The following is a 21,434-nucleotide window of genomic DNA, read 5'->3' as shown; positions in this document are numbered from 1 at the left end:
AGATTCGCCCGATGAGCAACGACCCAAGATCCGGGACACCGTCCCGCAGAACGCTGCTGGGAGCCATGGCGGCGTCCGCCGCGGCAGGAGTACCGCTGTTGTCCGCCGCGTCGGCCGAGGCGGCGCCGGGCGGGCCGGTCGACCTCCTCCACGTCGGCAGCTGGACCCTCGGCCAGGTGCACGCGCTGCGGTTCGACCCGTCCTACGCGACCCTGACATCGGTCGGGCCCGTGGCGCAGACCGGCTCCAACTGGCTGGCCGCCCACCCGAGGAAGGCGGTCCTGTACGCCACCGGCGGTGAATCCGGCGGGACCGTCCGCGCCTTCCGCGTCGACAGGGCCACCGGCGCGCTGGAGCAGTTCGGCGAGATCGCAACACAGGCGACACCGGCGGGCGGTGGACTGTCGTACATCGGAGTCGACGTCCGGTCGAGGACGCTGCTGGCCGCGGACTTCGCGGCCGGCACCGTCGTCTCCGCGCCGATCGGCGCGGACGGCGGACTCGGCGCCGTGATGTCCCGGGTACAGGACACCGGTTCCGGCCCCCACCCGCGCCAGACAGGGCCGCACGCCCACCACGTGGTCATCGACCCGAGCGGCAGATTCGCGCTGGTCCCGGACCTAGGCGCCGACCGGATCTTCGTCCACCGCTTCGACCGGCCCACGCAAACCCTGTCCGCCGGCCCGAGCGCCTACGCGACGGCGCCGGGGTCGGGACCACGGCGCGTGGTCTTCCACCCGAGCGGCAGGATCGTCTACCTCCTGAACGAACTGACCGCCGACATCCAGACCTTGGGATGGAGCCCGGAAGACGGCGTCCTGACCCATCTCCAGAGCCTGTCGACCAACGTGCCCGAACACACCGGCACCACGAGCGCCGCCGAACTGGCCAGCAGCCGTGACGGCCGCTTCGTCTACACCTCCAACCGCGGCGAGAACACCCTCGTCGTCTTCTCGACGGACCGAAGGACCGGCCTGCTCACCTTGGTGCAGCGCATCCCCTGCGGAGGCCTCACACCGTGGAGCTTCTCCCTCCACCCCAGCGGCAGATGGCTGTTCGTCGCGAACCAGGGGAGCAGCACGGTGAACCTCTTCGGCGTTAACCCACACTCGGGCCAACTCACGGACACCGGCACATCCGTACCCGTACCGAGGCCCGCCTGCATCACGTTCGGCCGCCCCTGAGCCTCCGAGTGGGGGAGCGCGGCCAGGTCCGGGCTATGTGGCCACACGTGGGCTCATGGCCGTGTTGCGCAGCTCCGCTACGCGCTGTGTTCGCCGCTGGAGGCCGCGATGTCCGGCTGGTCGTCCCGTTCGTCCTGGTCGAGGGTGGCGGCCCAGCTGGCGAGGAGCTGGAGGCTGTCGTGGGCGGGGGTGCCGGGTTCGGCGCTGAGGGCGGTGAGGGTGAGGCCGGGCTCGGTGGGGATGGGCATGGCCTCGAAGGCGAGGGCGAGTTCGCCGACCGCGGGGTGGTGGAAGTACTTGACGCCGGTCTGGTGCAGCCGCACGTCGTGGGCGGCCCACAGGGTGCGGAACTTCTCGCTGCGGGTGGAGAGTTCACCGACCAGGTCGGTCAGGTCCCGGTTGTACGGGTCGCGTCCCGCCTCGGTGCGCAGCAGCGCCACCGCCCCGGCCGCCTGGCGTTCCAGCTGGGGCAGGAAGTCGGCCGCGCCGGGGTTGAGGAACTCGTACCGGGCGAGGTTCACGGGCCGGGCGGGGTCCGCGAAGACCGGGGCGTACAGGGCGCGGCCGAGCCGGTTGGTGGCGAGGATGTCGAGGCGGCCGTTGCGGATGAAGGCCGGGGCCTCGGTCATCGCGTCGAGCAGGTGCTGGAGGCTGGGCCGGATCGGCTGCGGGGCCCGTCGGCGTGCCGGGCGGCGGGTCGTGTTCGCTGTACGGGCGAGGTCGTCGAGGTGGGCGCGCTCGGCCTCGTCGAGCTGGAGGGCTCGGGCGAGTGAGTCGATGACGGGCTCGGAGACGCCGGAGAGGTTGCCGCGTTCCAGGCGGGCGTAGTACTCGGCGCTGACGCCGGCGAGCAGCGCGACCTCTTCCCTGCGCAGCCCTTTGACGCGCCGGTTCCCGGTGTGGGCGGGCAGCCCCGCCTGCTGGGGCGTGATCTTGGCACGGCGGCTGGTCAGGAACTCGCGTACCTCGCTTCGGTTGTCCATGGATCCGAGGCTACGTCTGCTTGTCCGGTGGTGTCTCCGGCCGTGGGGTGTACTGCCGGTACACGTATCAACGAGTCCTTTCACACACGTGTGACCTGCGGTTCCATCGGTTGTGTCGAACGGAAAGGACACGAACGATGACGGAGAAGAAGGCCCGGCCGGGTCCGCGTGAGCTGTTCGGGGATGTCGCTCCGGCGCTGGCCGGCTACAGCGAGGACGTGCTGTTCGGGCAGGAGTGGAAGAGCCCGCAGCTGTCCCCGAGGGACCGAAGCCTGGTGACCGTGGCCAGCCTGATCACCAGCGGCAGCAGCGAGCAGCTCACCTTCCACATCCCCCTGGCCAGGCAGAACGGCGTCACCGAGGAGGAAATCATCGGGACGATCACCCACATGGCGTTCTACGCCGGATGGCCCAGGGCGATGTCCGCCCTGAACGTGGCCCGGGAACTGTTCCGCAAGGCCTGATCTCCCTCTCATTCGCACGCCCCCACATATGCCGACGCAAGGAGCACGCACCACCATGGAGATCCTCAAGCAGCCCGCGACGATGAAGCTGCCCCCGCACATGTTCGCCGGCGACGTCTGGGCGGATGTCATCCACCGGGGTGAGGAGCCCTCCCGGGCGCGGGCCAACATGGTTCGCTTCGCGCCCGGTGCCCGCACCGCCTGGCACAGCCACGGCCTGGGCCAGACCCTGCACGTCGTCTCCGGAGTCGCCCTGGTCGGCACCCGGGACGGTGTGATCATCGAGGCCCACCCGGGCGACACCATCGGCTGCCCGCCCGGCGAGGAGCACTGGCACGGCGCGAGCCCGGACCAGTTCATGGAGCACCTCGCCCTGTGGGAGGGCGACGAGGTCAACTGGCTGGAGCACGTCACCGACGCCGAGTACGGCCGCCCGCGCACCAGCACCCGTACCGCCCACTGAGCACGCCCGGCAGGAACCTCGGCGTCACCTGCGACCGGGGACGGAAGACCCGCACGACGGCGGTGACCACGCACGCGGGAAACCGCCGAGCGGGAACTGCCACCCGCCTCCCCGACAACGCCATGACGCCCGAAACGCAGCCGAGCGCCGCCCGCCGTACGACTTCGACGCGCAGCCCACGCCGCCGGGCGAGCCGATGGAACGGCAGACCCGTTCCCCTCGCCCGGCCGTCCCCGGCAGCCGACGCCCGCCCCACCCCGTTCGCCCTTCCCCGCACTCTGGAATGAGCCATGCGCGCAACCGTGATCCACGCCCCCGGTGACATCCGGGTGGAGAACCTCCCCGAACCGAAGATCCTCGCCCCCACCGACGCGATCATCCGGACCGTCGCCGCCTGCGTGTGCGGGTCCGATCTGTGGGACTACCGAGGCATCAACCCCGTCGCGCAGCCCACGCCGATCGGCCACGAGTACGTCGGCGTGGTCGAGGAGACCGGCTCCGAGGTGAAGGACATCAAGTCGGGGCAGTTCGTCATCGGCTCCTTCTTCGCCTCCGACAACACCTGCCCGATCTGCCGCTCCGGCTATCAGACCTCCTGCCCGCACAAGGAGTTCGTGGGCGGTTGCCAGGCCGAGTACATCCGTGTCCCGCTCGCCGACGGCACCCTCGTCGCTCTGGACGGGCAGCCCGACGACACGTTCGTGCCGAGCCTTCTCGCCCTCTCCGATGTGATGGGCACCGGCTGGTACGCGGCCGTCGCCGCCGAGGTGAAGTCCGGCTCCACGGTGGTCGTGGTCGGCGACGGCGTGGTCGGCCTGTCCGGCGTCATCGCCGCCCGGGAACTTGGCGCCGAGCGGATCATCGCCATGAGCCGCCATGCCTCCCGGCAGCGGCTCGCGACCGGGTTCGGCGCCACGGACATCGCCGCCGAGCGCGGCGAGGAGGGTGTGGCCCGGATCAAGGAACTCACCGGCGGCATCGGCGCGGACTCCGTCCTGGAGTGCGTCGGCACGCAGGAGTCGATGCGTCAGGCCGTTCACGCCACGCGCCCCGGCGGCAACGTCGGCTTCGTCGGTGTCCCGCACGACGTGGCCATCGACGGGCAGGAACTGTTCTTCTCCCACGTCGCCTTGCGCGGCGGCCCCGCGCCGGTGCGGCGCTTCCTGCCCGACCTGGTCGAACGCGTCCTGAACGGCCGTATCGAGCCCGGCAAGGTCTTCGACCTGACGCTGCCGCTGGACGAGGCCGCCGAGGGCTACCGGGCCATGGACGAGCGCCGCGCCGTCAAGACGCTGCTGCGCCCCTGACGTGCCGACCCACGATGGGAACCCCCTCTCATGACCCCGACCTCGACTTCCACGAGCAGGTGGCCCTCGTCACCGGCGCGGCCTCCGGCATGGGCCTCGCCACCGCCCGGGCCTTCGCGGAGGCCGGTGCCGCCGTCGTCCTGGCCGACATCGACGAGAAGGCCGTACAGCACGCGGCAAAAGCTGACGGCGGCCGGTCACCGGGCGATCGGCGTCGCCTGCGACGTCACGGACGAGGAGCAGGCGGCCGTGACGGTAGACCGCGTGGTCGCGACGTAGGGCCGCCTCGACATGGCGTTCGACAACGCCGGCATCCAGGTCCCACCCAGTGACGCGGCCGACGAGACGGCCGAGAACTTCGACCGCGTCAACGCCGTCAACCCGCGCGGCTTCTGGGCCGCCCAGAAGCACGAACTGCGGCAGATGCGGCAGCAGGGGAGTGGCGCCTCCGAGCAGCACGACGGAGCCTTCGCGGAGTACCTCACGGGTCCGGGCCGCAACAGGTCCCCAAGCCGGACTGGCTGTCGCTCGTCGAGGCCGCCTGCCTGCCCGTCGCCTGGACCACCGCGTACCGGATGCTGTTCACCCAGGCCGGGATCACCGTCGGCGACCGGGTGCTGGTGCAGGGCGCGGGCGGCGGGGTCGCCTCCGCCGCGATCCGCCTCGCGGTGGCGGCAGGCGCGGTCGTGTACGCCACCAGCCGCAGCGAGACCAAACGCCCCGAGGCCCTGACCTGGGGCGCCCGCGCAGCCGTACCCAGTGACGAGCGGCTGCCCGAGCGGGTCGACGACGTCATCGAGACGGTCGGCGAGGCGACCTGGTCGCACTCTCTGAAGTCACTCCGTCCCGGCGGCACCGTCGTGATCGCCGGAGTCACCAGCGGCACCGACCCGACCGCCGGCCTCGGCCGTGTCTTCTACCCCCAGCAGCGCATCCTCGGCTCCACCGGCCGCACCCGCGCCGAACTGGTCGCGATCCAGGAACGCGGGCGGATCGCCTCCTGGCCGACATGCAGACGCGTGGACAGGCGCCGCGTCCGTCGGCGACGAGCGGGAATGGGGCCGCCGATTGGGCCGAGCGGTCCTCAGCCCCGCCGCGGAGCAAGCCCACCGCCGAACGCGGCCAGGCACCGGCCGCCATGGGACGGCTCTCACCCGGCCACGAACCCCTGGCCCGCAAGGCCGCCTTCGGTTCACCGACGGGGCCGGAAGCGGACCACCGGGCACATGGTGCCGTGCTGCACCGCTCAGCTGCCGATGCCGACGCGCAGGACGTCCTCGTCGTGAGGATCGACGGCCACCCGGTACCCGGCGCGGCTCAGGACCTTCGCGTAGCGGCGCAACTCCGCCTCGGGGTCCAGCGCTTCGGGCGCGCCGGGAGTACCGGGGGCGTCCGGTTCGTCTGCCTCGCAGAAGTACACCTCGATCGCCGAGGCGTCCCGGCCCACGACAAAGCCGTCGTCCCAGCGGTCGTGCTCCCTGCACCCGGCCAGCCGCAGGACGCCCCGGATCGCCTCGTCCGGGGTCTCGGGCGCGCTCGGGTCGGGCTGCGCGGGGCCGGGGGCCCGGAGCAGGGACCGCCCTGCCTCCATCGCCTTGAGGATGGTCCTGCTGTCGAGGTCCCAGAACTCGGGATCCAGGGCACGCAACGCTCGGGTCGACCGTGCACCGAGGTCCGGCAGGATATTGCCCTGGAGGTCGCAGACGTACCCCGACCAGGCGTTCACCTGCACCTTCGCCGGGCCCGCGACCCTGAGGAAGTTTCCGGCGATGCCCAGTTCGGCGTGCAGGCGGCCATGAAACTCGGTCAGGTGCTCCGCGGTCAGGACGACCTGGGCGCGGGTGTCGCCCCGTATGACGGTGTGGCCGTGGTTGTAGACACCCGCGAGAGTCTGGGCCACGTGCAGGTCGCCCTCGATGACGACCTCGCTGCCCGCGGTGGCGAAGTTCTTCGCCCTCACGTCTCCCCGCACCAGGAGGAAGGGGCCGAAATCCCATTCCCAGTTGGTGATCCAGTCGGCGACGGCGAGGCTTCCCTCGACGACCACGCCCAGGAACATGCCCGGGTGAGCCTTCGTCAGTCCGGACCAGGCATCGAGGTGGGAGAAGTCGAGCGGCAGGTTCTCCAGGGACGTGCCGCCGCGGAGGACGACGACTTCCGCGTCGTCGTCCTGCCTGTCGAGGTGAAACAGCGACCGGACCCCGAAAGCCTGATCGGCCTCCTGAAGCGAGATCGCCTTGATGTGATCCACGACAACAGTCCCTCTCGTCACGGAGCCGGTCCTCCGGGACCGGTGTCGAAGCCCGCTCTTCGACAGCGGATCGGCATCGTACGCCGACAGGACGGGCGCGGACGCGTCCGCGAACACCCGGTGGCCGTCCACGAGATGGAGCAGTTCGGCTCCGGCCCCACCCGCAGGTGACTCGGGGCCGCGGCAGGGCCGTAGCGGTCCTATCGAGCTGCGGGCTCGATGGGTTCGTCCTCTTTCGCGGGTGGTCTTTGCCAACGGAGGGTGAGGGTGTCGAAGGCTCCCGCACCGTGGTAGGCGAGTGTGAGGGTGGGGGTCTCGTGTGCGGGGTGCTTCGCCCATTGCACTCTGGGGTCCTGTTCGGCGGCGGTACGCCGGAGTGTCAGGGTCTGTGGTGAGGTGTGCGGTCGGGGGATGTGCGGGGCGTAGGCCGGATACGGCGGTACGGCCATGACGTGGTCGTCAGGCTGTTCCGCGCTGTCGCTCGTCACGACGACGGTGACGCCGATGATGATCAGCGCGAGGCCCGGTACGGTCGCCGGTTCGATGCTCTGGTCCATGAGCCACCAGGCGGCGAGCGCGGCCACGGGGGTCTCCAGCAGGAGCAGGACGCTCGCTGTCGTCGCCGAGGTCCTGCCGAGGACGAAGTTCAGCGAACCCAGCCCCAGGATCTGGGGAAGGATGAGCAGCCCGAGCAGCGACAGCTGGGTGGATCTGTCGAAACCCGTCAGCGAGATGTCGGCCAGCCAGCAGACGGCGAGGAGTTGCACCCCGCAGACGAGCGAGGTGAACGTCGAGTACAGCGGGGTGCTCACATCCGCGCGGGCCTTCTCGCTCAAGGCGGTGTACCCGGCCTGGGCGATCGCCCCCAGGAGGGCGAGCAGATCGCCCATCAGCGCCGCACCGCCCGCCTGAATGTCGACACCGGCGGCCGCGGCCGCACCCACCACGGACAGCGCGAGCCCTGCCCAGGTCCTGCGGGACGCCCGTACGCCCTGCCCCGCGGCGATGAGAGCCTGCCAGACGGGCTGGGTGGCCACCAGCGCCGTCGACATGGCGACCGAGGTCAGCCGGGTGCTCGTCATGAACGACGCGAAGTGCAGGGCGAGCGAGGTGGCCGCGAGGAAACCGAACACCAGGGGCCGCCACTGCTCCCGGCGCAGGATGCCGCGCTCACCACGTGCGACCCGTACCACCTCGCGGCGGCGCAGCAGGAGCAGGAACGGCCCGAGCACGGCGAAGCCCAGGCAGTTGCGCCAGAAGGCCATGGCTAGTGGTGAGGCGGTGGCGTAGGCGGTGAGCGGGGCCGTGGCCGAGATGGAGACGACGGTGACTGTCATGGCCGCTATGGACAGCGGGTCGAACCTGGGTTTCACGTGCTGATACCGCCGTTGCGCTGTGGGGGATTGGCCCCACTTCACCGGCCCGTACGGGAGCCGGGCAAGGCCTCAGCGGCTGAAGAGCCCCGCAGGACAGTGATCATGCCCGCCGGGACGGTGGCGGTGCCCCCGAGGACGGACCTGGAACAAGGACGAGTCCCCTTGCCGGTCGCCGCAGGGCCGCCCCTCGGTCCATGAAGTTGTCGACGGCGCCGACCACGGAGAGGCCGAGGGGAGCGGCGCCGCTCATCTTGCCGAGCACTCCGAACGCGGGCCGGATCCGGGCCGAGAGGACCCGGGGTGCATCGGGCTCCACGCCCAGCAGGTACCGCACGCTGTCGCTGACGATTGACGGCTGCCGGGGCAGAACGTCCGAGGCCCCAGAGGTGTCGAGGTGAGTGATCCACTGCCGTCCGGCGAGGCGGTCAGGACTTTCGCACGTACTCTCCTGGTTCCGCGTCCGCGTCCATGCTGAACAGCAGTAGATGGCCGTCGCGACCGACAGTGAAGGAGACCGAGTCGGGCTGGCGGCAGCCCTTGCCCGACTCCGTGGTGTACGCCGCCGGGCTGAGCGCCAGCACCGGGGAGACGGCGCCGATGACGAAGGTGCTGTCGCAGTACTGCTCCGTGCCGTCATCCATGGCCGCCGTGACCGACATCCGCACCAGGCGGCCACCGACCGGGCCCTGCGTGATCCGGATCAACTCCTTCTCGCGATAGGTCTCGTCAGCCGGCACCCAGACGCCGACGTACTGGTCCGGCACCGCGTCCCGTCCACCGGCCGACCGGTGGAAATCGGCGGTCAGCCCGCCGGACTTCCACACCAGTACGTCCTGCGACCGCACCTTGAGGATCTGCTGGGAGAGAGGCGTGCACCGTCCCTGCGGCACCTCCGCGGTCACCTGGCCCTTGCCGACGACCAGCGTGTCGGCATCGGCGGAGACCAGCTTGCCGCGTCCTGTGCACTGCAGATCGCCGCCGGTGTCGATGTACGCGGCGACTTTGTCACCCGGCCTGCCCGGTGAGATTTCCAGCCGCAGTACCCGTTTCGGCAGTGCGGGATCGCCGTCGAGTACGCCTTCCCAGGCGCCGACGAACTCGTCCGGAATGCCCGACTCGGCACTCGGCGACGCCGATTGAGAGGCCGAGCCGCCCGTCGAGGGACCTTTCTCACCGTCGTCGAGCAGCGTCAGGGCCGTGCCCGTGGCGACCGCGGCGAGTGCCACCACTCCGGCGAGGACCGGCCGCCACCGCCGCCTGGACCGCGTCGTCGCCGGCGAGCCCTGCGGCGGTGTCTCCGCGGTGAGCATCCGGGCGGCGAGCCTGCCGAGTTCAGCCAGCAGCTCCGCGGGCAGCCACGGGCCGTCCTCGTCGGTGCGGATGAGGACGGCGAGCTGCTCGGCCGTGGGCCGCCGCTGCGGGTCCTTGGCGAGGCAGGCGGTCACCAGACCGGTCAGCGTCTGTGGCACCCCGGTGAGGTCCGGCTCCTCCTCGGCTATACGGAACATCAGCGCGTGCGGCCCCAACTCGGCGGAGCCGAACGGCAGCCGCCCCGTCGCCGCGTACACCAGCACGGAGCCGAGGCTGAACACGTCCGCGGCAGGCGTCACCCGCTGTCCGCGCACCTGCTCCGGGGACATGAAACCGGGGGAGCCGAGCACGACCCCGGTGGAGGTACGCAGACTGCCCGCCACGGTGTCGAGCGCCCGGGCGATGCCGAAGTCGATCACGCGCGGGCCGTCGACGGTCAGCAGGATGTTCGACGGTTTCACGTCACGGTGCACCAGGCCCGCGCCGTGAATGGCGCGCAGCGCACGGGCGAGCCGCCCGGCCAGGGAATGCAGGGTGGCCTCGGGCAGCGGCCCGTAGCCCGACTCGACGACCTGCTGCAGTGAGGGCCCGGCCACGTACTCGGTGGCCACCCAGGGTGCCGCGGCCTCGGGGTCGGCGCCCAGCATCGGCGCCGTCCACTCACCGCCCACCCGGTGCAGCGCGGCGACCTCCTGCCGGAACCTGGCCCGGAACTCGGGGTCTTCGGCCAGCTCCGCCCTGACCACCTTCACCGCCGCGGCCCGCCCGCCCGCGGAACGTCCCAGGAAGACCTGGCCCATACCACCGGCACCCAGCCTGCCGACCAGCGTGAAGTCCCCCATCCGCCGCGGATCCCCCGGCTCCAGGACGTGCATCCGTGCCCCGATCTCCCCGTGTGCGTCAGCTCGCTCTGTGCGGCGGCGACATTACCGGTTCGAACAGAACCCGGCCCGCGGCGGCTGCGCCGCCCAAGGACCGGCGGCGGGAACTCGGGAGCGCCTGGTGCCGGGTCCCGGGACAATGATCGTCATGACGTCTCTGGACTCCAACCCACTTTTCGCTCGGCTTGCCGATGCCGGACGGATCCTCGTGGCGGGCGCGGGGGGCGGCTTCGACATCTACTCCGGCCTGCCGTTGGCTCTTGCGCTCTCGCACCAGGGCAAGCAGGTGTATCTCGCGAACCTCTCCTTCAGCGCCCTCGATGGTCTTCCGATCGATGACTGGGTCGCCCCCGACCTGGCCGCGATCACTCCCGAATCCGCCTTGCACCAGAGCTACTTCCCGGAGCGGACCCTTGCCCAGTGGCTGCGCCGGCATGACTACCCGTCCACTGTGTACGCCTTCCCCCAGACCGGGGTACGTCCGCTGCGCGCCGCCTACCAGGCACTGATCGATCTGCACCGCGTCGACGCCGTGGTGCTGGTCGACGGCGGTACGGACATTCTGATGCGCGGTGACGAAGCCGGGCTCGGCACTCCGGAAGAGGACCTGGCCAGCGTGGCGGCGCTGGCCGCGCTGGACGGCATACCGACCCGACTCGTCGTCTCGGTCGGCTTCGGTGTGGACGCGTACCACGGCGTGAACCATGTGCAGGTACTGGAGAACATCGCCGCGCTGGAGCGCGACGGTGCGTACCTCGGCGCCTTCTCGATACCCCGTGCCACTCGTGAGGGCGCTCTCTACCTCGACGCGGTGACACACGCTCAGCACCACACTCCGGAGCACCCCAGCATCGTGAACGGTTCCATCGCGGCAGCCGTGCGCGGCTCGTTCGGCGACGTCCGGTTCACTGACCGCACCCGGGGCAGCGAGTTGTTCGTGAATCCGCTGATGTCCCTGTACTTCGCCTTCGACCTGCCGGGTCTGGCAGCCCGCTGCCTCTACCTGGACCGGATCGAGGACACCCACCTGATGCGCCAAGTCCATTCGCGCATTGCCGAGTTCCGCGAAGCCATAGTCACTCGCCCACCGCGCCGCTTCCCGCACTAGGGACCAGGTCTGCGCGCTGCGCCATCTCGCCGGCCTCGCCTGTCCGTTGCTTGTTGAGGCCCTTGAAGAAGCGTCGGGTCCTACTCGCGTGGGGGCTCCAGTACGAAGACGGGGATGACGCGGTCGGTCTTCTCCTGGTACTCGGCGTAGGGCGGATACGCGGCGACCGCGCGCTCCCACCACTCGGCTTTCTCGTCCCCGGTGATCTGACGGGCCGTCATGTCCCGGCGTACGGCCCCGTCCTGGAGCTCCACGTGCGGATCGGAGATGACGTTGAAGTACCAGACCGGATGACGCGGGAAGCCGCCCTTCGAGGCCACGGCCGCGTACCGCCCCTCGTGCTCCACCCGCATCAGCGGGATCTTGCGGATCTTTCCGCTCTTCGCGCCGCGCGTCGTGAGAATGACGACGGGCAGGCCCGTGTCCCAGAGCGTCGTTCCCTGCGTGCCGCCCGAACTCTCGTACAACTCGACCTGATCGCGGATCCACTGCGCCGGACTCGGCCCGTACTCGCCCTCAAGAGGCATCGCATCCACCCCATCCGCACGTCATCAACAGTGGTGCCCGACGGGCGACCACCCAAACGAAAAGCGCTCCTCACCAGCAAGAACAAGGACCGTCGAGATCCTTGCTCCCGCTCCGGCCGGAGGCACTTCCCAGGCGAAGAAGCATATTGCGCGCCAGGTTCTGTCCGGCGGATCATGTGACTGGCGGGTCGCCGGCTCGTTGGTCTCGGCGTGGGGCGGGGTGATCCGACGAACGTGGAGTGGGTGCGGCTGGAGCCGTATCTGCGCGGGCCGGGACGGCGTGGCGGTCGGTGGAAGGCCCACCGCACGGTGCTCAACGGGATCCTGTTCCGGGTCCGCACGGGCATACCGTGGCGTGACCGGCCCGAGCGTTTCGACAGCTGGAGGCCGTCTACGAGCGCCACCGGCGGTGGTCGGCGGCCGGCACGTGGGACCGGATCCTCATGGCTGTCCAGACGGACGCCGGCCTGGTCGGCCGGATCGACTGGAGCATGGTCGGTGGACTCGACACAGATGATCGAGGTCCTCAGCCGCATCCGCGTTTCCCGCCCCCACAGCGGACACCCGCGCACCCGGCGCGACGACCTCAGTACAGTCACCACCGCAGCCATCAGGCTGTGGCTCGGTCATGGTCCGCCGGACAGAACCTAGGTGAGGGAGCCGAGGGTGAAGCCTCCGTCGGCGACGAATTCGGCGCCCGTGGCGGGGCCTGCTTTGTCGGAGGCGGTGAAGAGGATGAAGTTGGCGATTTCGTCGGGGGTGGCGTTGCGGGGGATGGCGAAGTCGTCGACGGGGACGATCGGGGTGCCGTCGGGGTGGCGGGCGAGGGGAGTTTCGATGATGCCGGGGTGGACGGCGTTGACACGGTTGTTGTCCCGGGCCAGGCCCTTGGCGGCTGCGCGCATGAGGCCGCGCAGGGCCCATTTGCTACTGCTGTAGGCGACGAGTTCGGGTGCGGCGGCGAGACCGGCGACGGAGTTGATGGTGACGATCGAGCCGCCGCCGGCTTTGCGCATGGAAGGGGCGGCGGCGCGGATGCCTAACAGAGCGCCGGTGACGTTGGTGTCGAACACGCGCTGGAACTCGTCGAGCGGGATGGTCTCCACGTTGCCGACGCGAGCCTGGACCTCGGCGTGTACATCTGCGCCCGCGCCAGCCTGGTGGCCGCGCTCGTCGCCGTACTCGCCCTGCACCACCGCACCGCAGCAGATGCGCCCGCAGGCCTGGACAGCGAGGACGGCATCACCGTCGCGCAGACGGACAACGCGGCCCCGAAGACCAAGGCCCTGCCCAGCCACTGACCGCTCGTCCCCCGATCCCCGGGGAGCGGGCGGAGCCGAGGCCGACTTCCTCTTTCCCGCGGCATGCCTGTTGGTCTTCGCGGCCAGCCCGGGTGTGCTGGCGGCCGACTCCTTGCTCGGACTGGAGAACCGAGCCGGACCCCCCGTGCGATCGGACGTACCCCTGATTGAAGCAGCAGGCCGACCACGACCGCCGGCCCACCGGAACGGGACATGATGACGCTTTTTGAACAACAGCACCTGGGCCGGCCGCATCTTCTCTCCAGGTCACCAGTGGCGGGGCGGAGGAGCGCCACGAGGGCGCAGTCCTCGTCGGGGTGCCCTACGGTGAGTTGCTGCGTTCGGGACAGGAGCGGCTGTCGTTCGCCCGCCGCAAATCCGTCGGAGCTGTCGGTGTCATCGCCCGGTTCGCCGTGTCGGTCACTCTGGCCATGCGGGCGGTCGCCCCGGCGCTCGCCCTCGGCAGCGGGGTCGTCTTCTAGCCCGGCCCCCGCACCGCGATCAGCGGTGTCGTCTTCGCCCGTGTCTTCGAGGAGGCGGGCCTGCCGCCCGGTGTGCTGCATGTCCTGGCCGGCGGCGCGCCTGTCGGTGCCGTGGTCGTCGAGCATCCGCAGGTTCTCGTCATCGTGTTCACCGGCTCCACCCGGGCCGGACGCGCCATCGGTTTCGCTGCCCGCCACCTCAAGCGCGTCCACCTGGAGCTGGGCGGGAACTCCGCGCTGGTCGTGGTGGACGACGTCGACCTGGACAAGGCCGCCTCGGTGGGGGCCTGGGGCTCCTTCGCGCACGCCGGCCGGATCTGCGTGGCCGGCGGCCGCCACCTCGACCGCACCACCGTCGTCGAAGGCCCCGACGGCGTGACCAGTCCCGGCGAACCGGTCTTCGTCACCCGTGAGAACGCCCGTGCCGAGGACGACGGCTGCCTCCTCACTCTGTGGTGGAACCGCGCCACCAACCTCAGCGAACTCCTCATACACGACGCAACCGACCTGCGCCGCGCCCCCTGGGCCGGGTCAAGCTCCCCAACCGCGTGCCCTTCGGTTTCCACGGCAGCTGGGCCGACCATCACACCCTGGACCGGGCCATCGCGACCCACGGGGGAGACGCCTGATAAGGCTGGGTGTCCGCCGGACTCTGCCTGACCGGCGGGACGGGGCTCGGGTGATCCGGCGCCGATGACCTGATCCGCCGGATAGGCGCCGGACTCGACTCGGCCGACGGGCGGGTTCGCCATCCGCACCTGCCCGCGTGCTGCCAGGCGGTGATCGCCGTGGTAGCCGCGCTGGCTCCATCAGTCGTGGATGGTGTTGAGGACGGTGGCGAGTTTTTCGGGCGCGCTGATCATGGCCATGTGGCCGGTGTCGAGGTCGATGATGTCGGGGTGGAGCAGTGCGATGGATCGTTGCTGGAGTTCCTCGACGTAGCACTGGTCCCGGGTGAGGTGCACGTAGGTTCGGGGGATCGGGCGTTGGTAGCCGCTCAGGTCCACGGTCTCGCTGAGGAGGGCGGCCGAGTCGTCGGCCAGTCGGTCCAGGGTGGAGGCGGTGGTCGTCTCGTCCATGTCGTTGCAGAGCATGGCGGCGGCGCCCTCGGGGTTCTGGTGGTAGACGCCGTCGGTGATGGACTGTTCCACCAGACCCCGTACTGCGGGGTCGATCTGGTCGAGTACCCGGGTTCTGTCCGGCGGTACCACGGCCGACACGAGGACGACGTGGCGGATCCGGTCGGGTATGAGGTCCAGGACTCGCGGGATCGTGACGCCCGCGAAGGAGTGGCCGACCAGTACGACGTCGTGCAGATCCTTCGCTTCGATGTCTTCGCGGACCGCGTCGGCGCAGTCCGCGAGGGTGACCGTGCCCAGGTCGGCTCCGGCCCGGCTCCCGCGCCCGGGAAGGTCGACCGCCAACGCTTCCGCACGGAGATGGGGGATCAGCTCGTCCCAGCAGTTCGCGCCGAAGCTTGCCCCATGGATGAGGACGAACGCCATGATTGACCTCCTCGTCAATGATGCCCCCCGAACCATAATTGAATTCAGTTCTGCTGTGGAGGGGCGCGGCAGACCAAGGGGGTATGTGCTGCCGAAGCCGGCCCGGACCTGCTGGCTGTCTTTGGGGTCAGTCCCGAATCCGCGGCCCGGCTCCTCGCCGCAGCCGGCGGCAATCCCGGACGACTGCGCTTCGACGCAGCCTCCGGTGCATACCGCCGCTCGTCTTCTCCGCGGCCTCGCCTTTCACGGCCTCGCCCTCGGCGACGGAGCCGAGGGCGGCGGTCCCGAGCCGGGCGGGGCGGTCCAGGTCATGGCAGTCGATCGGTGGTCACCTTGTAATGCCTCGGGGTCCGCACCTGCGTTTCGTTCGAAGGCGGCTGCGTGCTGTCCGTCGAGCAAGGGGATGCAGTCTGCTGGCTGCCGTCATGCCTCCAGGACCAGTTGGAGGAGTCCGCGCAGGCTCTCGCGCTGCTGCGTGGTGAGTCGGGCCAGGGGTTCGGCGGCGAAGGGCATGCGGGCGCGCAGGTCGTCGGCGACGGTGCGGCCGGCGTCGGTGGCGGCGACGCGTTTGACGCGGCGGTCGCCGGGGTCGGGGCTGCGTTCGACCATGCCCCGGGACTCCAGCCGGTCGATGATCGCGGTGACGTTGGACGGCTCCGCGTGCAGCCGGTCGGCGATGTGGCGTGTGGGGACCGGGTCTTCTGCGGCGAGCAGGGCTTTGGCCTGGAGTGGGGTGAGGTCGTGGGTCGCGGCGGCGGCCTCGGATTCCTGGGTGTAGCGGCGATGGACGGCTGCGAACAGCCCGACGATCTCCCTGGTGAGTTCATCCGACGGGTTGGACATGGCGTCCAGCGTACCGAGGTGCTTGACAGGCTGAAATGTCACGCCACATACTTATGACTCATATTAGTTATCTTGTATAAGCAAGTTGGAGTCACCACAGATGAGTACCAAGACCGTCCTGATCACCGGCACCTCCTCCGGCATCGGCCTGGCCACCGCCGTCGCCGCCGCGCGCGGCGGCTGGCGGGTGATTGCCACCATGCGGGACACGGCCAAGGCGGGCCTGCTCGTGGCGGCGGCGCAGGAAGCAGGAGTCACCGTCGACGTCCGCGCCCTGGACGTGACTGATCCGGCCTCCGTCGAGGCATGCCTGGCAGGCGTCGACCGGCTGGACGCGCTGGTCAACAACGCCGGCGCGGGCCACATCGGCACCCTGGAGCAGGAGAGCGTCGAGGACGTACGCGCCGTCATGGAGACCAACTTCTTCGGCGTGTTGCACGTGACGAAGGCCGCGTTGCCCCTGCTGCGGGCGGGCAGGGGGCGTGTGGTGACGGTGACCAGCGTCGGCGGGGTGATCGGCCAGCCCTTCAACGAGGCGTACTGCGCCGCCAAGTTCGCGGTCGAGGGTTTCATGGAGTCCCTCGCGCCGGTCGCGGCCATGGCGGGTGTGGCAGTGAGTGTGGTCGAGCCGGGCGCGGTGGCCAGCGAGTTCATCAGCAACGTGGGTCTTGCAGACACGGTGCTGGAGCAGGCCGGGCCGTACGCGCCGGCCCTGTCCGCCTATCTGGACCGCACTCGCGGTGCCTTCGCCGGTGCGCAGACGCCGCAGGACGTGGCAGGGCGGATCGTCGATCTGCTCGCGGCCGAGCGGCCCGCCTTCCGCGTGCTCACCTCCGACGCCGCGCGCGCCTTCGCCGCGACGAAGCTCAGGGATCTCGACGGCTCGGCCGTGCAGACGCTGACCACCGCGTGGGTGGGCTGAGCTCGCCCGGCCGGCCCTTTGCCCGCGCCCCGAGGCCGCCCCGGTGACCGTGTGCCGCATGCTGAGGCGACGGCCGGCTCCCGGCTGCTGCGCCTTCTCGGCGGGCAGACGGCAGGCGCGACACCTGTCGTGCGCGCCTGCCGCATTGCGGCCTTTCAGCCCCGTGGTGCGACGCGGATACGGTTCCCGTCGGGATCGGCTGCGAGGAAGGTCAGCCCGAACCCCGCATCCTGAGGCTCGCGCAGCATCGTGACCCCCTTGGACTTCCACTGCTCGAAGGTCGCGTTGACCTCGTCGGGTCCACCGTCGACGGCCAGGCACACCTCACTGGTGCGCGGGACGTCCGGTGACAGATCCTCGAACTGGCCGGACCACACACCGAGGTCGGCGCCCGGCCCGAGGTCGAAGGTGATGTATCCCGGAGTCTCGAACGAGGGGCTCATGCCGAGGAGGTCGCCGTAGAAACGGGCTGCGGCGGGAGCGTCGTTCACGTAGACGATGGACACGACGGATGCGGTCATGTGGGAAGTTCCTTCTCGCAGGTGGTAGGTACGCATCCGCCAGCCTGACCGGGATATGCGCCGCATCGTGTCGCAATTCCTGAAAAAATTGGTGGGTGACCCCAGACCGCTTCTTCACCCTGATGCTGCTCCTCGCATCGAGGGATGCCGTGACCACACAGGAACTTGCCTCGGCGCTCGGGGTGTCCCTTCGCACCATCACCCGGGACCTGAACTGGCTCCGCGACGCCGGTCTGCCGGTGACCGCACACCGGGGCCGCCTCGGAGGCGTGACCATGCTGCCCGGGTCCGGGCCCGACCTCACGCGCCTCACACCGGGCGAGCGTGATCATCTGTCGCTCACCGGGCTGGACGAGAGGCAACGTGCGGAGCTCGACGCATCGGCCGAAAGCCGGCGCGCGCTCTCCAAGTTCGCCGCTGCACGGCCGCGTCGGGTTCATGAGCTCCTGCCGCTGACCGACGTGGTGCACGTGGACAGCCGTCCCTGGGGTCAGGCACGGGCTTCCGGCACGGCTCCGGCTTCGCTGATCGGCGCGGTGCGGCGGGGCCGCAGGCTGCGGATCGAGTACGACAGCCCACGCGAGTCATACCCGCGCGACCTGGTCGTGGATCCCTACGGGCTGTTCGCCAAGGCCGGCATCTGGTACCTCGTCGCCGACTGTGCCCGAGTGCCACGGATGTACCGGCTCGAACGGATCACGACGTGGAAAGAAGTCGACCAGCCACGACGGATCCGCGAGAGCCAGACCCTGGCCACCGTCGCCGCAGCGCTCGTTGATCAGTGGGAGCACAACCACGCGATAGAGGTCAGCGCCACCATCGACCAGACCCAGATCGAACGGGCGCAACGGATCTTCGGCCTACGACTCGTCCCGGACGACCATGAAGAATCCGTCACCGGCCGCAAGGTGACGATCCGCTTCCTGCATCTGGAGGACGTGCGAGCACTACTGCCGTTCGGGAACGCCATCACCGTGCACGGCCCCACCGAAGCCAGGGCTCACCTCCGCGACCTCGCCACTAGTCTTGCCCACCACTATGCGCCGTCACCAACTCCCTGACCCGCAACAACTAGAGGCCGGCCCGGAGACGCCAGTAGTCCGCATCGCGAGGGTCTGCCAGCCAGCCAGCCAGCCCGTCAGCCGGTCGACGCCGGCCCGGAACGCCTGGCTCAGTGATGGCTCGCTGTTGATGATCAGGTGGAGTGCATCGACTTCATGCGTCGCGTGGTCGGTGTCGCACCAGCAGGCCACGCTCACGGCCGCGCCGCACTCGGCGCCCGCACAGCATCCCCCCGGCGATGATGCTCAGGAAGAGCAGCGCGACCCCGCTGCCGCTGGGTGTCGGTGCTGTAGGCCGTGGATGTGCGGGGCGCGGGCCTGTGTGAGTCCGCCGATCCCGGCTCCGATGATCGTGACGTGGTGTGTGACGCCTCTTGCTTCTGCGGCAGGAGCCGGCCGACCAACACGTCGGCGCACTGTTCCCAAAGTGGGGCCGTACGCCACTTTGGTGCGGCGCACCAATTTGGATCGCTGCACCAAATGTGGCAGCATCGAGGCATGATGACGCGAGCACGCCGACCACAGCGGCGCAACCAGGTGCTCTCCCGAGAACAGATCATCGACACGGCGGTCGAGCTGCTCGATACCGGCGGCGAGGGCGCGCTGACCATCCGGGCGCTGACCGAACGGCTGTCGACCGGTTCCGGGGCGATCTACTACCACGTGGGCACTCGTGACGAGCTGCTCGACACGGCGACGGATACCGTGATCGGTGCGGCGCTGGCGACCCGGCCCGCCGGGACCGCGGCCACGCCCGGGGACGAGATCCGTGTCGTCGCGCTGGCCCTGTTCGACGCGATCGCCGCACATCAGTGGCTCGCTACGCGGCTGACGCTCCAGATCGTCCGGAATCCGGTCGGCCCGGTGACGGTGGGGATTTTCGAGCGGATCGGCGGGCAGGTGGGCGCCTTGGGCGTGCCACGGGCCTCCTGGTTCGACGCGGCTTCGACGCTCGTGCACTACATCCTCGGAGCCGTCAGCCAAAACGCCCGCATCGAGGGGGACACCTCAGGGATCGACCCCAGCGGGGACCGTGACGAGTTCGTCGACGCGGCGTCGACGGCATGGCAGGAGCTCGACCCGGAGGCATACCCGTTCATGCACGCCATCGTCGGCCAGATGAGAGAGCACGACGACCGCGAGCAGTTCCTCACCGGCATCGCCGTCATCCTCGACGGCCTCACCCGCCTGTGCTGACCCGGCCGATCCAACAGATCCGGCAGATCCGGCCGGGTGACCCCATCGTTCGTTTCCCGAAAGGACACCTCTCCTCTCATGCATGACGTCGTGATCGCGGGCGGCGGCCCGGTCGGCCTGTTCCTGGCCGGCGAGCTGGCTCTGTCCGGCTGCTCGGTTCTGGTCCTCGAACGCGACCCCGAACCCACCTCGCCCCTGAAAGCGTTACCGCTCGGGCTGCGGGGCCTGAACGCCGCGTCGGCCGAGACGTTCGACCGCCGCGGCCTCCTGGAAGCGACGGCGCGGGCTTCGGGAGTCAACCCGGCGAAGGTGGGCGCGGACCCGGAAGCCGTCGAGGCGCCCGACCCCCGTGAGCTGAGCCATTTCGCGGGCATGACGCTCGACGCGGCCGGCATCGACACAGCCGCCCTCCCGTCCCGGCTGCCCAGCCCGGCGATGGAGGGGTTCATGACGAGCCTGGAAGCGATCGAAGCGGTGCTGTCCCAGCGGGCCACCGCGCTCGGAGCCCAGACCATCCGGAATGCCCCCGTCACGGCCGTGGCGCAGGACACCGAATCCGTCCTCGTCACGGCAGGCGGCCAGGAGTACCAGGGGCGCTGGCTGGTCGGCTGCGACGGCGGGCGCAGCGCCGTACGCCAGCTCGCCGGCATCGAATTCGTCGGCACCGAGCCACTGTTCACCGGCTACAGCGCCAAGGTCGCCTTCGCCGACCCCCACCAGCTGCCGCTCGGGTTCAACCTGACGCCGAACGGCATGTATCTGCGCACGCCCCTCGAAGGGCACCTGGGCATGATGGACTTCGACGGCGGCACCTTCGACCGCTCCCAGCCGCTGTCCCGTGAACACCTCCAGACGGTCCTGCGCCGCATCAGCGGCACCGACGTGACGCTGAGCGCGGTCCATCTCGCCTCCAGCTTCACCGACCGCGCGATGCAGACGACGACGTATCGCGAGGGCCGGGTACTGCTGGCCGGCGACGCAGCACACATCCACTCGCCCCTGGGCGGCCAGGGCCTCAACCTCGGCATCGGCGACGCCGTCAACCTCGGCTGGAAACTCGCCGCCACCGTGCGCGGCACCGCTCCCCAGGGCCTGCTCGACACCTACACCACCGAGCGGCACCCTGTCGGCGCCGCCGTCCTCGACTGGTCCCGCGCCCAGGTCGCGACCATGAAGCCGGGCCCCAACGCCCCCGCGCTGCGTCGACTCGTCCACGATCTGATGAGCACCACCGACGGAACGACCCACGTGTACCGAAAGACGTCGGGGCTGTTCAACCGCTACGACCTGGGCAGCCAACAGCCCCTCACCGGCCGCACCGCCCCGGACTTCCGCTTCGAGGACGGCACCCGCCTCGGTGAACTGCTGTGCCAGGGGCGGGGAGTCGTGCTCGACTTCAGCACCGACCGCGCCCTGCAGGTCACGGCGAAGGGGTGGGAACACCGGATCCACTATGCGGCCGGCCCGGCGCGCAACGACCTCGGGCTGGATGCCGTGCTGATCCGGCCCGACGGCGTCGTGGCCTGGGCGAGCGAGCCCGCCCCGGACCACGACGCGTTCGAGCAGGCGGCTGCCCAGTGGTTCGGCGCGCCGCAGAACTAGAACGAACGGCGGTCCCCGCCCCGTTCCATACACGGCGCCGCTCACCCGCTGCGGATCGACCTCCCTTGCTCCGGAGCATCGGTCCGGGAGCGCAAGACCGCGAACGAGGCCCAGGCCACCTCCACTGCATCAGGCAAGGCCGCCT

The 21,434-nt window shown here is 70.1% G+C and carries 21 protein-coding genes and 4 pseudogenes; 15 read left to right on the top strand and 10 right to left on the bottom strand.

Annotated features, from left to right (window positions below; translation table 11 throughout):
* The first annotated feature begins 11 nt into the window (after positions 1-11).
* Positions 12-1,184 carry a lactonase family protein gene (locus tag ACFYXF_RS00300; protein WP_389346440.1) on the top strand — a complete coding sequence of 391 codons (1,173 nt, stop codon included), beginning with the start codon at positions 12-14 and terminating at the stop codon, positions 1,182-1,184.
* 77 nt (positions 1,185-1,261) lie between these two features.
* On the opposite strand, the gene ACFYXF_RS00295 is transcribed toward ACFYXF_RS00300, so the two are convergent.
* Positions 1,262-2,167: a helix-turn-helix transcriptional regulator gene (locus ACFYXF_RS00295; protein WP_389346438.1), complete on the bottom strand. Its 906-nt coding sequence runs from the start codon at positions 2,165-2,167 to the stop codon at positions 1,262-1,264.
* Between the two features lie 137 nt (positions 2,168-2,304).
* Here ACFYXF_RS00295 and ACFYXF_RS00290 point away from each other — a divergent pair, with 137 nt between their 5' ends.
* From ACFYXF_RS00290 to ACFYXF_RS00270, 5 genes and pseudogenes are all read left to right on the top strand, one after another.
* Complete coding sequence (locus ACFYXF_RS00290) at positions 2,305-2,631, top strand: carboxymuconolactone decarboxylase family protein (RefSeq protein WP_389346436.1); 327 nt, start codon at positions 2,305-2,307, stop codon at positions 2,629-2,631.
* A 55-nt stretch (positions 2,632-2,686) separates the two neighbouring features.
* Entirely contained in the window at positions 2,687-3,094 is a 408-nt protein-coding gene (locus ACFYXF_RS00285; protein WP_389346434.1) for a cupin domain-containing protein, read from the top strand.
* Between the two features lie 290 nt (positions 3,095-3,384).
* Positions 3,385-4,401 (top strand): zinc-dependent alcohol dehydrogenase family protein, encoded by a 1,017-nt coding sequence (locus ACFYXF_RS00280; protein WP_389346432.1) that lies wholly within the window; start codon positions 3,385-3,387, stop codon positions 4,399-4,401.
* A gap of 14 nt (positions 4,402-4,415) precedes the next feature.
* A pseudogene (locus ACFYXF_RS00275) lies at positions 4,416-4,848 on the top strand (SDR family NAD(P)-dependent oxidoreductase); the annotation flags it as partial.
* A pseudogene (locus tag ACFYXF_RS00270) lies at positions 4,849-5,378 on the top strand (zinc-binding dehydrogenase); the annotation flags it as partial.
* 269 nt (positions 5,379-5,647) lie between these two features.
* Here ACFYXF_RS00270 and ACFYXF_RS00265 read toward each other — a convergent pair.
* The 4 genes from ACFYXF_RS00265 to ACFYXF_RS00250 all read right to left on the bottom strand — a co-directional run bounded on the left by ACFYXF_RS00265 (position 5,648) and on the right by ACFYXF_RS00250 (position 10,214).
* Positions 5,648-6,652 carry a hypothetical protein gene (locus ACFYXF_RS00265; protein ID WP_389346430.1) on the bottom strand — a complete coding sequence of 335 codons (1,005 nt, stop codon included), beginning with the start codon at positions 6,650-6,652 and terminating at the stop codon, positions 5,648-5,650.
* A 200-nt stretch (positions 6,653-6,852) separates the two neighbouring features.
* A complete protein-coding gene (locus ACFYXF_RS00260) occupies positions 6,853-7,989 on the bottom strand; it encodes a DMT family transporter (RefSeq protein WP_389346428.1) in 1,137 nt (378 codons plus the stop codon).
* A gap of 139 nt (positions 7,990-8,128) precedes the next feature.
* The gene (locus tag ACFYXF_RS00255) at positions 8,129-8,344 is read right to left on the bottom strand and encodes a hypothetical protein (protein ID WP_389346426.1); all 216 of its coding nucleotides are present in this window, start codon (positions 8,342-8,344) and stop codon (positions 8,129-8,131) included.
* Between the two features lie 109 nt (positions 8,345-8,453).
* On the bottom strand, positions 8,454-10,214 hold the full coding sequence (locus ACFYXF_RS00250; RefSeq protein WP_389346424.1) for a serine/threonine-protein kinase: 1,761 nt from the start codon (positions 10,212-10,214) through the stop codon (positions 8,454-8,456).
* A 154-nt stretch (positions 10,215-10,368) separates the two neighbouring features.
* Here ACFYXF_RS00250 and ACFYXF_RS00245 point away from each other — a divergent pair, with 154 nt between their 5' ends.
* Entirely contained in the window at positions 10,369-11,328 is a 960-nt protein-coding gene (locus ACFYXF_RS00245; protein WP_389346422.1) for a DUF1152 domain-containing protein, read from the top strand.
* Between the two features lie 80 nt (positions 11,329-11,408).
* Here ACFYXF_RS00245 and ACFYXF_RS00240 read toward each other — a convergent pair whose 3' ends face one another.
* Positions 11,409-11,855, bottom strand: coding sequence for a nitroreductase family deazaflavin-dependent oxidoreductase (locus ACFYXF_RS00240; protein WP_389346420.1), 447 nt, complete (start codon positions 11,853-11,855; stop codon positions 11,409-11,411).
* Between the two features lie 210 nt (positions 11,856-12,065).
* Between ACFYXF_RS00240 and ACFYXF_RS00235 the strand changes: the two are divergent.
* Positions 12,066-12,355 (top strand): annotated as a pseudogene (locus ACFYXF_RS00235) (transposase); the annotation flags it as partial.
* Between the two features lie 147 nt (positions 12,356-12,502).
* On the opposite strand, the gene ACFYXF_RS00230 reads toward ACFYXF_RS00235, so the two are convergent.
* Entirely contained in the window at positions 12,503-13,048 is a 546-nt protein-coding gene (locus tag ACFYXF_RS00230; protein WP_389346418.1) for an SDR family NAD(P)-dependent oxidoreductase, read from the bottom strand.
* On the opposite strand from ACFYXF_RS00230, the gene ACFYXF_RS00225 reads away from it, so the two are divergent.
* The 3 genes and pseudogenes from ACFYXF_RS00225 to ACFYXF_RS00215 all read left to right on the top strand — a co-directional run bounded on the left by ACFYXF_RS00225 (position 12,989) and on the right by ACFYXF_RS00215 (position 14,298).
* Positions 12,989-13,156 carry a hypothetical protein gene (locus tag ACFYXF_RS00225; RefSeq protein WP_389348480.1) on the top strand — a complete coding sequence of 56 codons (168 nt, stop codon included), beginning with the start codon at positions 12,989-12,991 and terminating at the stop codon, positions 13,154-13,156. The two genes, ACFYXF_RS00230 and ACFYXF_RS00225, sit on opposite strands and share 60 nt — an antisense overlap.
* Positions 13,157-13,473: 317 nt before the next feature.
* Positions 13,474-13,920 (top strand): annotated as a pseudogene (locus tag ACFYXF_RS00220) (aldehyde dehydrogenase family protein); the annotation flags it as partial.
* Positions 13,918-14,298: a carotenoid oxygenase family protein gene (locus ACFYXF_RS00215; protein ID WP_389348432.1), complete on the top strand. Its 381-nt coding sequence runs from the start codon at positions 13,918-13,920 to the stop codon at positions 14,296-14,298. The pseudogene ACFYXF_RS00220 and the gene ACFYXF_RS00215, both read left to right, overlap by 3 nt.
* A 149-nt stretch (positions 14,299-14,447) precedes the next feature.
* Here the strand turns inward: ACFYXF_RS00215 and ACFYXF_RS00210 are convergent, their stop codons facing one another.
* Together ACFYXF_RS00210 and ACFYXF_RS00205 are read right to left on the bottom strand one after the other, a co-directional pair.
* Complete coding sequence (locus ACFYXF_RS00210; protein ID WP_389346416.1) at positions 14,448-15,143, bottom strand: alpha/beta fold hydrolase; 696 nt, start codon at positions 15,141-15,143, stop codon at positions 14,448-14,450.
* A 423-nt stretch (positions 15,144-15,566) separates the two neighbouring features.
* Positions 15,567-15,986, bottom strand: coding sequence for a MarR family winged helix-turn-helix transcriptional regulator (locus ACFYXF_RS00205; RefSeq protein WP_389346414.1), 420 nt, complete (start codon positions 15,984-15,986; stop codon positions 15,567-15,569).
* A gap of 100 nt (positions 15,987-16,086) precedes the next feature.
* Between ACFYXF_RS00205 and ACFYXF_RS00200 the strand changes: the two genes are divergently transcribed.
* The gene (locus ACFYXF_RS00200) at positions 16,087-16,908 is read left to right on the top strand and encodes an SDR family NAD(P)-dependent oxidoreductase (protein WP_389346412.1); all 822 of its coding nucleotides are present in this window, start codon (positions 16,087-16,089) and stop codon (positions 16,906-16,908) included.
* A gap of 155 nt (positions 16,909-17,063) precedes the next feature.
* Here the strand turns inward: ACFYXF_RS00200 and ACFYXF_RS00195 are convergent, their stop codons facing one another.
* Complete coding sequence (locus ACFYXF_RS00195) at positions 17,064-17,429, bottom strand: VOC family protein (RefSeq protein WP_389346410.1); 366 nt, start codon at positions 17,427-17,429, stop codon at positions 17,064-17,066.
* Positions 17,430-17,524: 95 nt separating this feature from the next.
* Here ACFYXF_RS00195 and ACFYXF_RS00190 point away from each other — a divergent pair, with 95 nt between their 5' ends.
* From ACFYXF_RS00190 to ACFYXF_RS00180, 3 genes are all read left to right on the top strand, one after another.
* Positions 17,525-18,490 (top strand): helix-turn-helix transcriptional regulator, encoded by a 966-nt coding sequence (locus tag ACFYXF_RS00190; RefSeq protein ID WP_389346408.1) that lies wholly within the window; start codon positions 17,525-17,527, stop codon positions 18,488-18,490.
* Positions 18,491-18,988: 498 nt separating this feature from the next.
* Positions 18,989-19,687 carry a TetR/AcrR family transcriptional regulator gene (locus ACFYXF_RS00185; RefSeq protein WP_389346406.1) on the top strand — a complete coding sequence of 233 codons (699 nt, stop codon included), beginning with the start codon at positions 18,989-18,991 and terminating at the stop codon, positions 19,685-19,687.
* Between the two features lie 78 nt (positions 19,688-19,765).
* The gene (locus tag ACFYXF_RS00180) at positions 19,766-21,289 is read left to right on the top strand and encodes an FAD-dependent monooxygenase (RefSeq protein ID WP_389346404.1); all 1,524 of its coding nucleotides are present in this window, start codon (positions 19,766-19,768) and stop codon (positions 21,287-21,289) included.
* Positions 21,290-21,434: the final 145 nt, after the last annotated feature.

Source organism: Streptomyces sp. NPDC002680 (assembly GCF_042889145.1).
Lineage (GTDB): Bacteria > Actinomycetota > Actinomycetes > Streptomycetales > Streptomycetaceae > Streptomyces > Streptomyces adonidis.
The sequence above is the reverse complement of the archived record's forward strand: the minus strand, read 5'-3'. Positions and strand labels throughout refer to the sequence as shown.

Bases quoted from the DNA above. Each gene is read 5' to 3' on its own strand.
- ACFYXF_RS00300 (WP_389346440.1), top strand. From the start codon at position 12: ATGAGCAACGACCCAAGATCCGGGACACCGTCCCGCAGAACGCTGCTG.
- ACFYXF_RS00295 (WP_389346438.1), bottom strand. From the start codon at position 2,167: ATGGACAACCGAAGCGAGGTACGCGAGTTCCTGACCAGCCGCCGTGCC.
- ACFYXF_RS00290 (WP_389346436.1), top strand. From the start codon at position 2,305: ATGACGGAGAAGAAGGCCCGGCCGGGTCCGCGTGAGCTGTTCGGGGAT.
- ACFYXF_RS00285 (WP_389346434.1), top strand. From the start codon at position 2,687: ATGGAGATCCTCAAGCAGCCCGCGACGATGAAGCTGCCCCCGCACATG.
- ACFYXF_RS00280 (WP_389346432.1), top strand. From the start codon at position 3,385: ATGCGCGCAACCGTGATCCACGCCCCCGGTGACATCCGGGTGGAGAAC.
- ACFYXF_RS00260 (WP_389346428.1), bottom strand. From the start codon at position 7,989: ATGACAGTCACCGTCGTCTCCATCTCGGCCACGGCCCCGCTCACCGCC.
- ACFYXF_RS00250 (WP_389346424.1), bottom strand. From the start codon at position 10,214: ATGCACGTCCTGGAGCCGGGGGATCCGCGGCGGATGGGGGACTTCACG.
- ACFYXF_RS00245 (WP_389346422.1), top strand. From the start codon at position 10,369: ATGACGTCTCTGGACTCCAACCCACTTTTCGCTCGGCTTGCCGATGCC.
- ACFYXF_RS00240 (WP_389346420.1), bottom strand. From the start codon at position 11,855: ATGCCTCTTGAGGGCGAGTACGGGCCGAGTCCGGCGCAGTGGATCCGC.
- ACFYXF_RS00210 (WP_389346416.1), bottom strand. From the start codon at position 15,143: ATGGCGTTCGTCCTCATCCATGGGGCAAGCTTCGGCGCGAACTGCTGG.
- ACFYXF_RS00205 (WP_389346414.1), bottom strand. From the start codon at position 15,986: ATGTCCAACCCGTCGGATGAACTCACCAGGGAGATCGTCGGGCTGTTC.
- ACFYXF_RS00200 (WP_389346412.1), top strand. From the start codon at position 16,087: ATGAGTACCAAGACCGTCCTGATCACCGGCACCTCCTCCGGCATCGGC.
- ACFYXF_RS00195 (WP_389346410.1), bottom strand. From the start codon at position 17,429: ATGACCGCATCCGTCGTGTCCATCGTCTACGTGAACGACGCTCCCGCC.
- ACFYXF_RS00185 (WP_389346406.1), top strand. From the start codon at position 18,989: ATGATGACGCGAGCACGCCGACCACAGCGGCGCAACCAGGTGCTCTCC.
- ACFYXF_RS00180 (WP_389346404.1), top strand. From the start codon at position 19,766: ATGCATGACGTCGTGATCGCGGGCGGCGGCCCGGTCGGCCTGTTCCTG.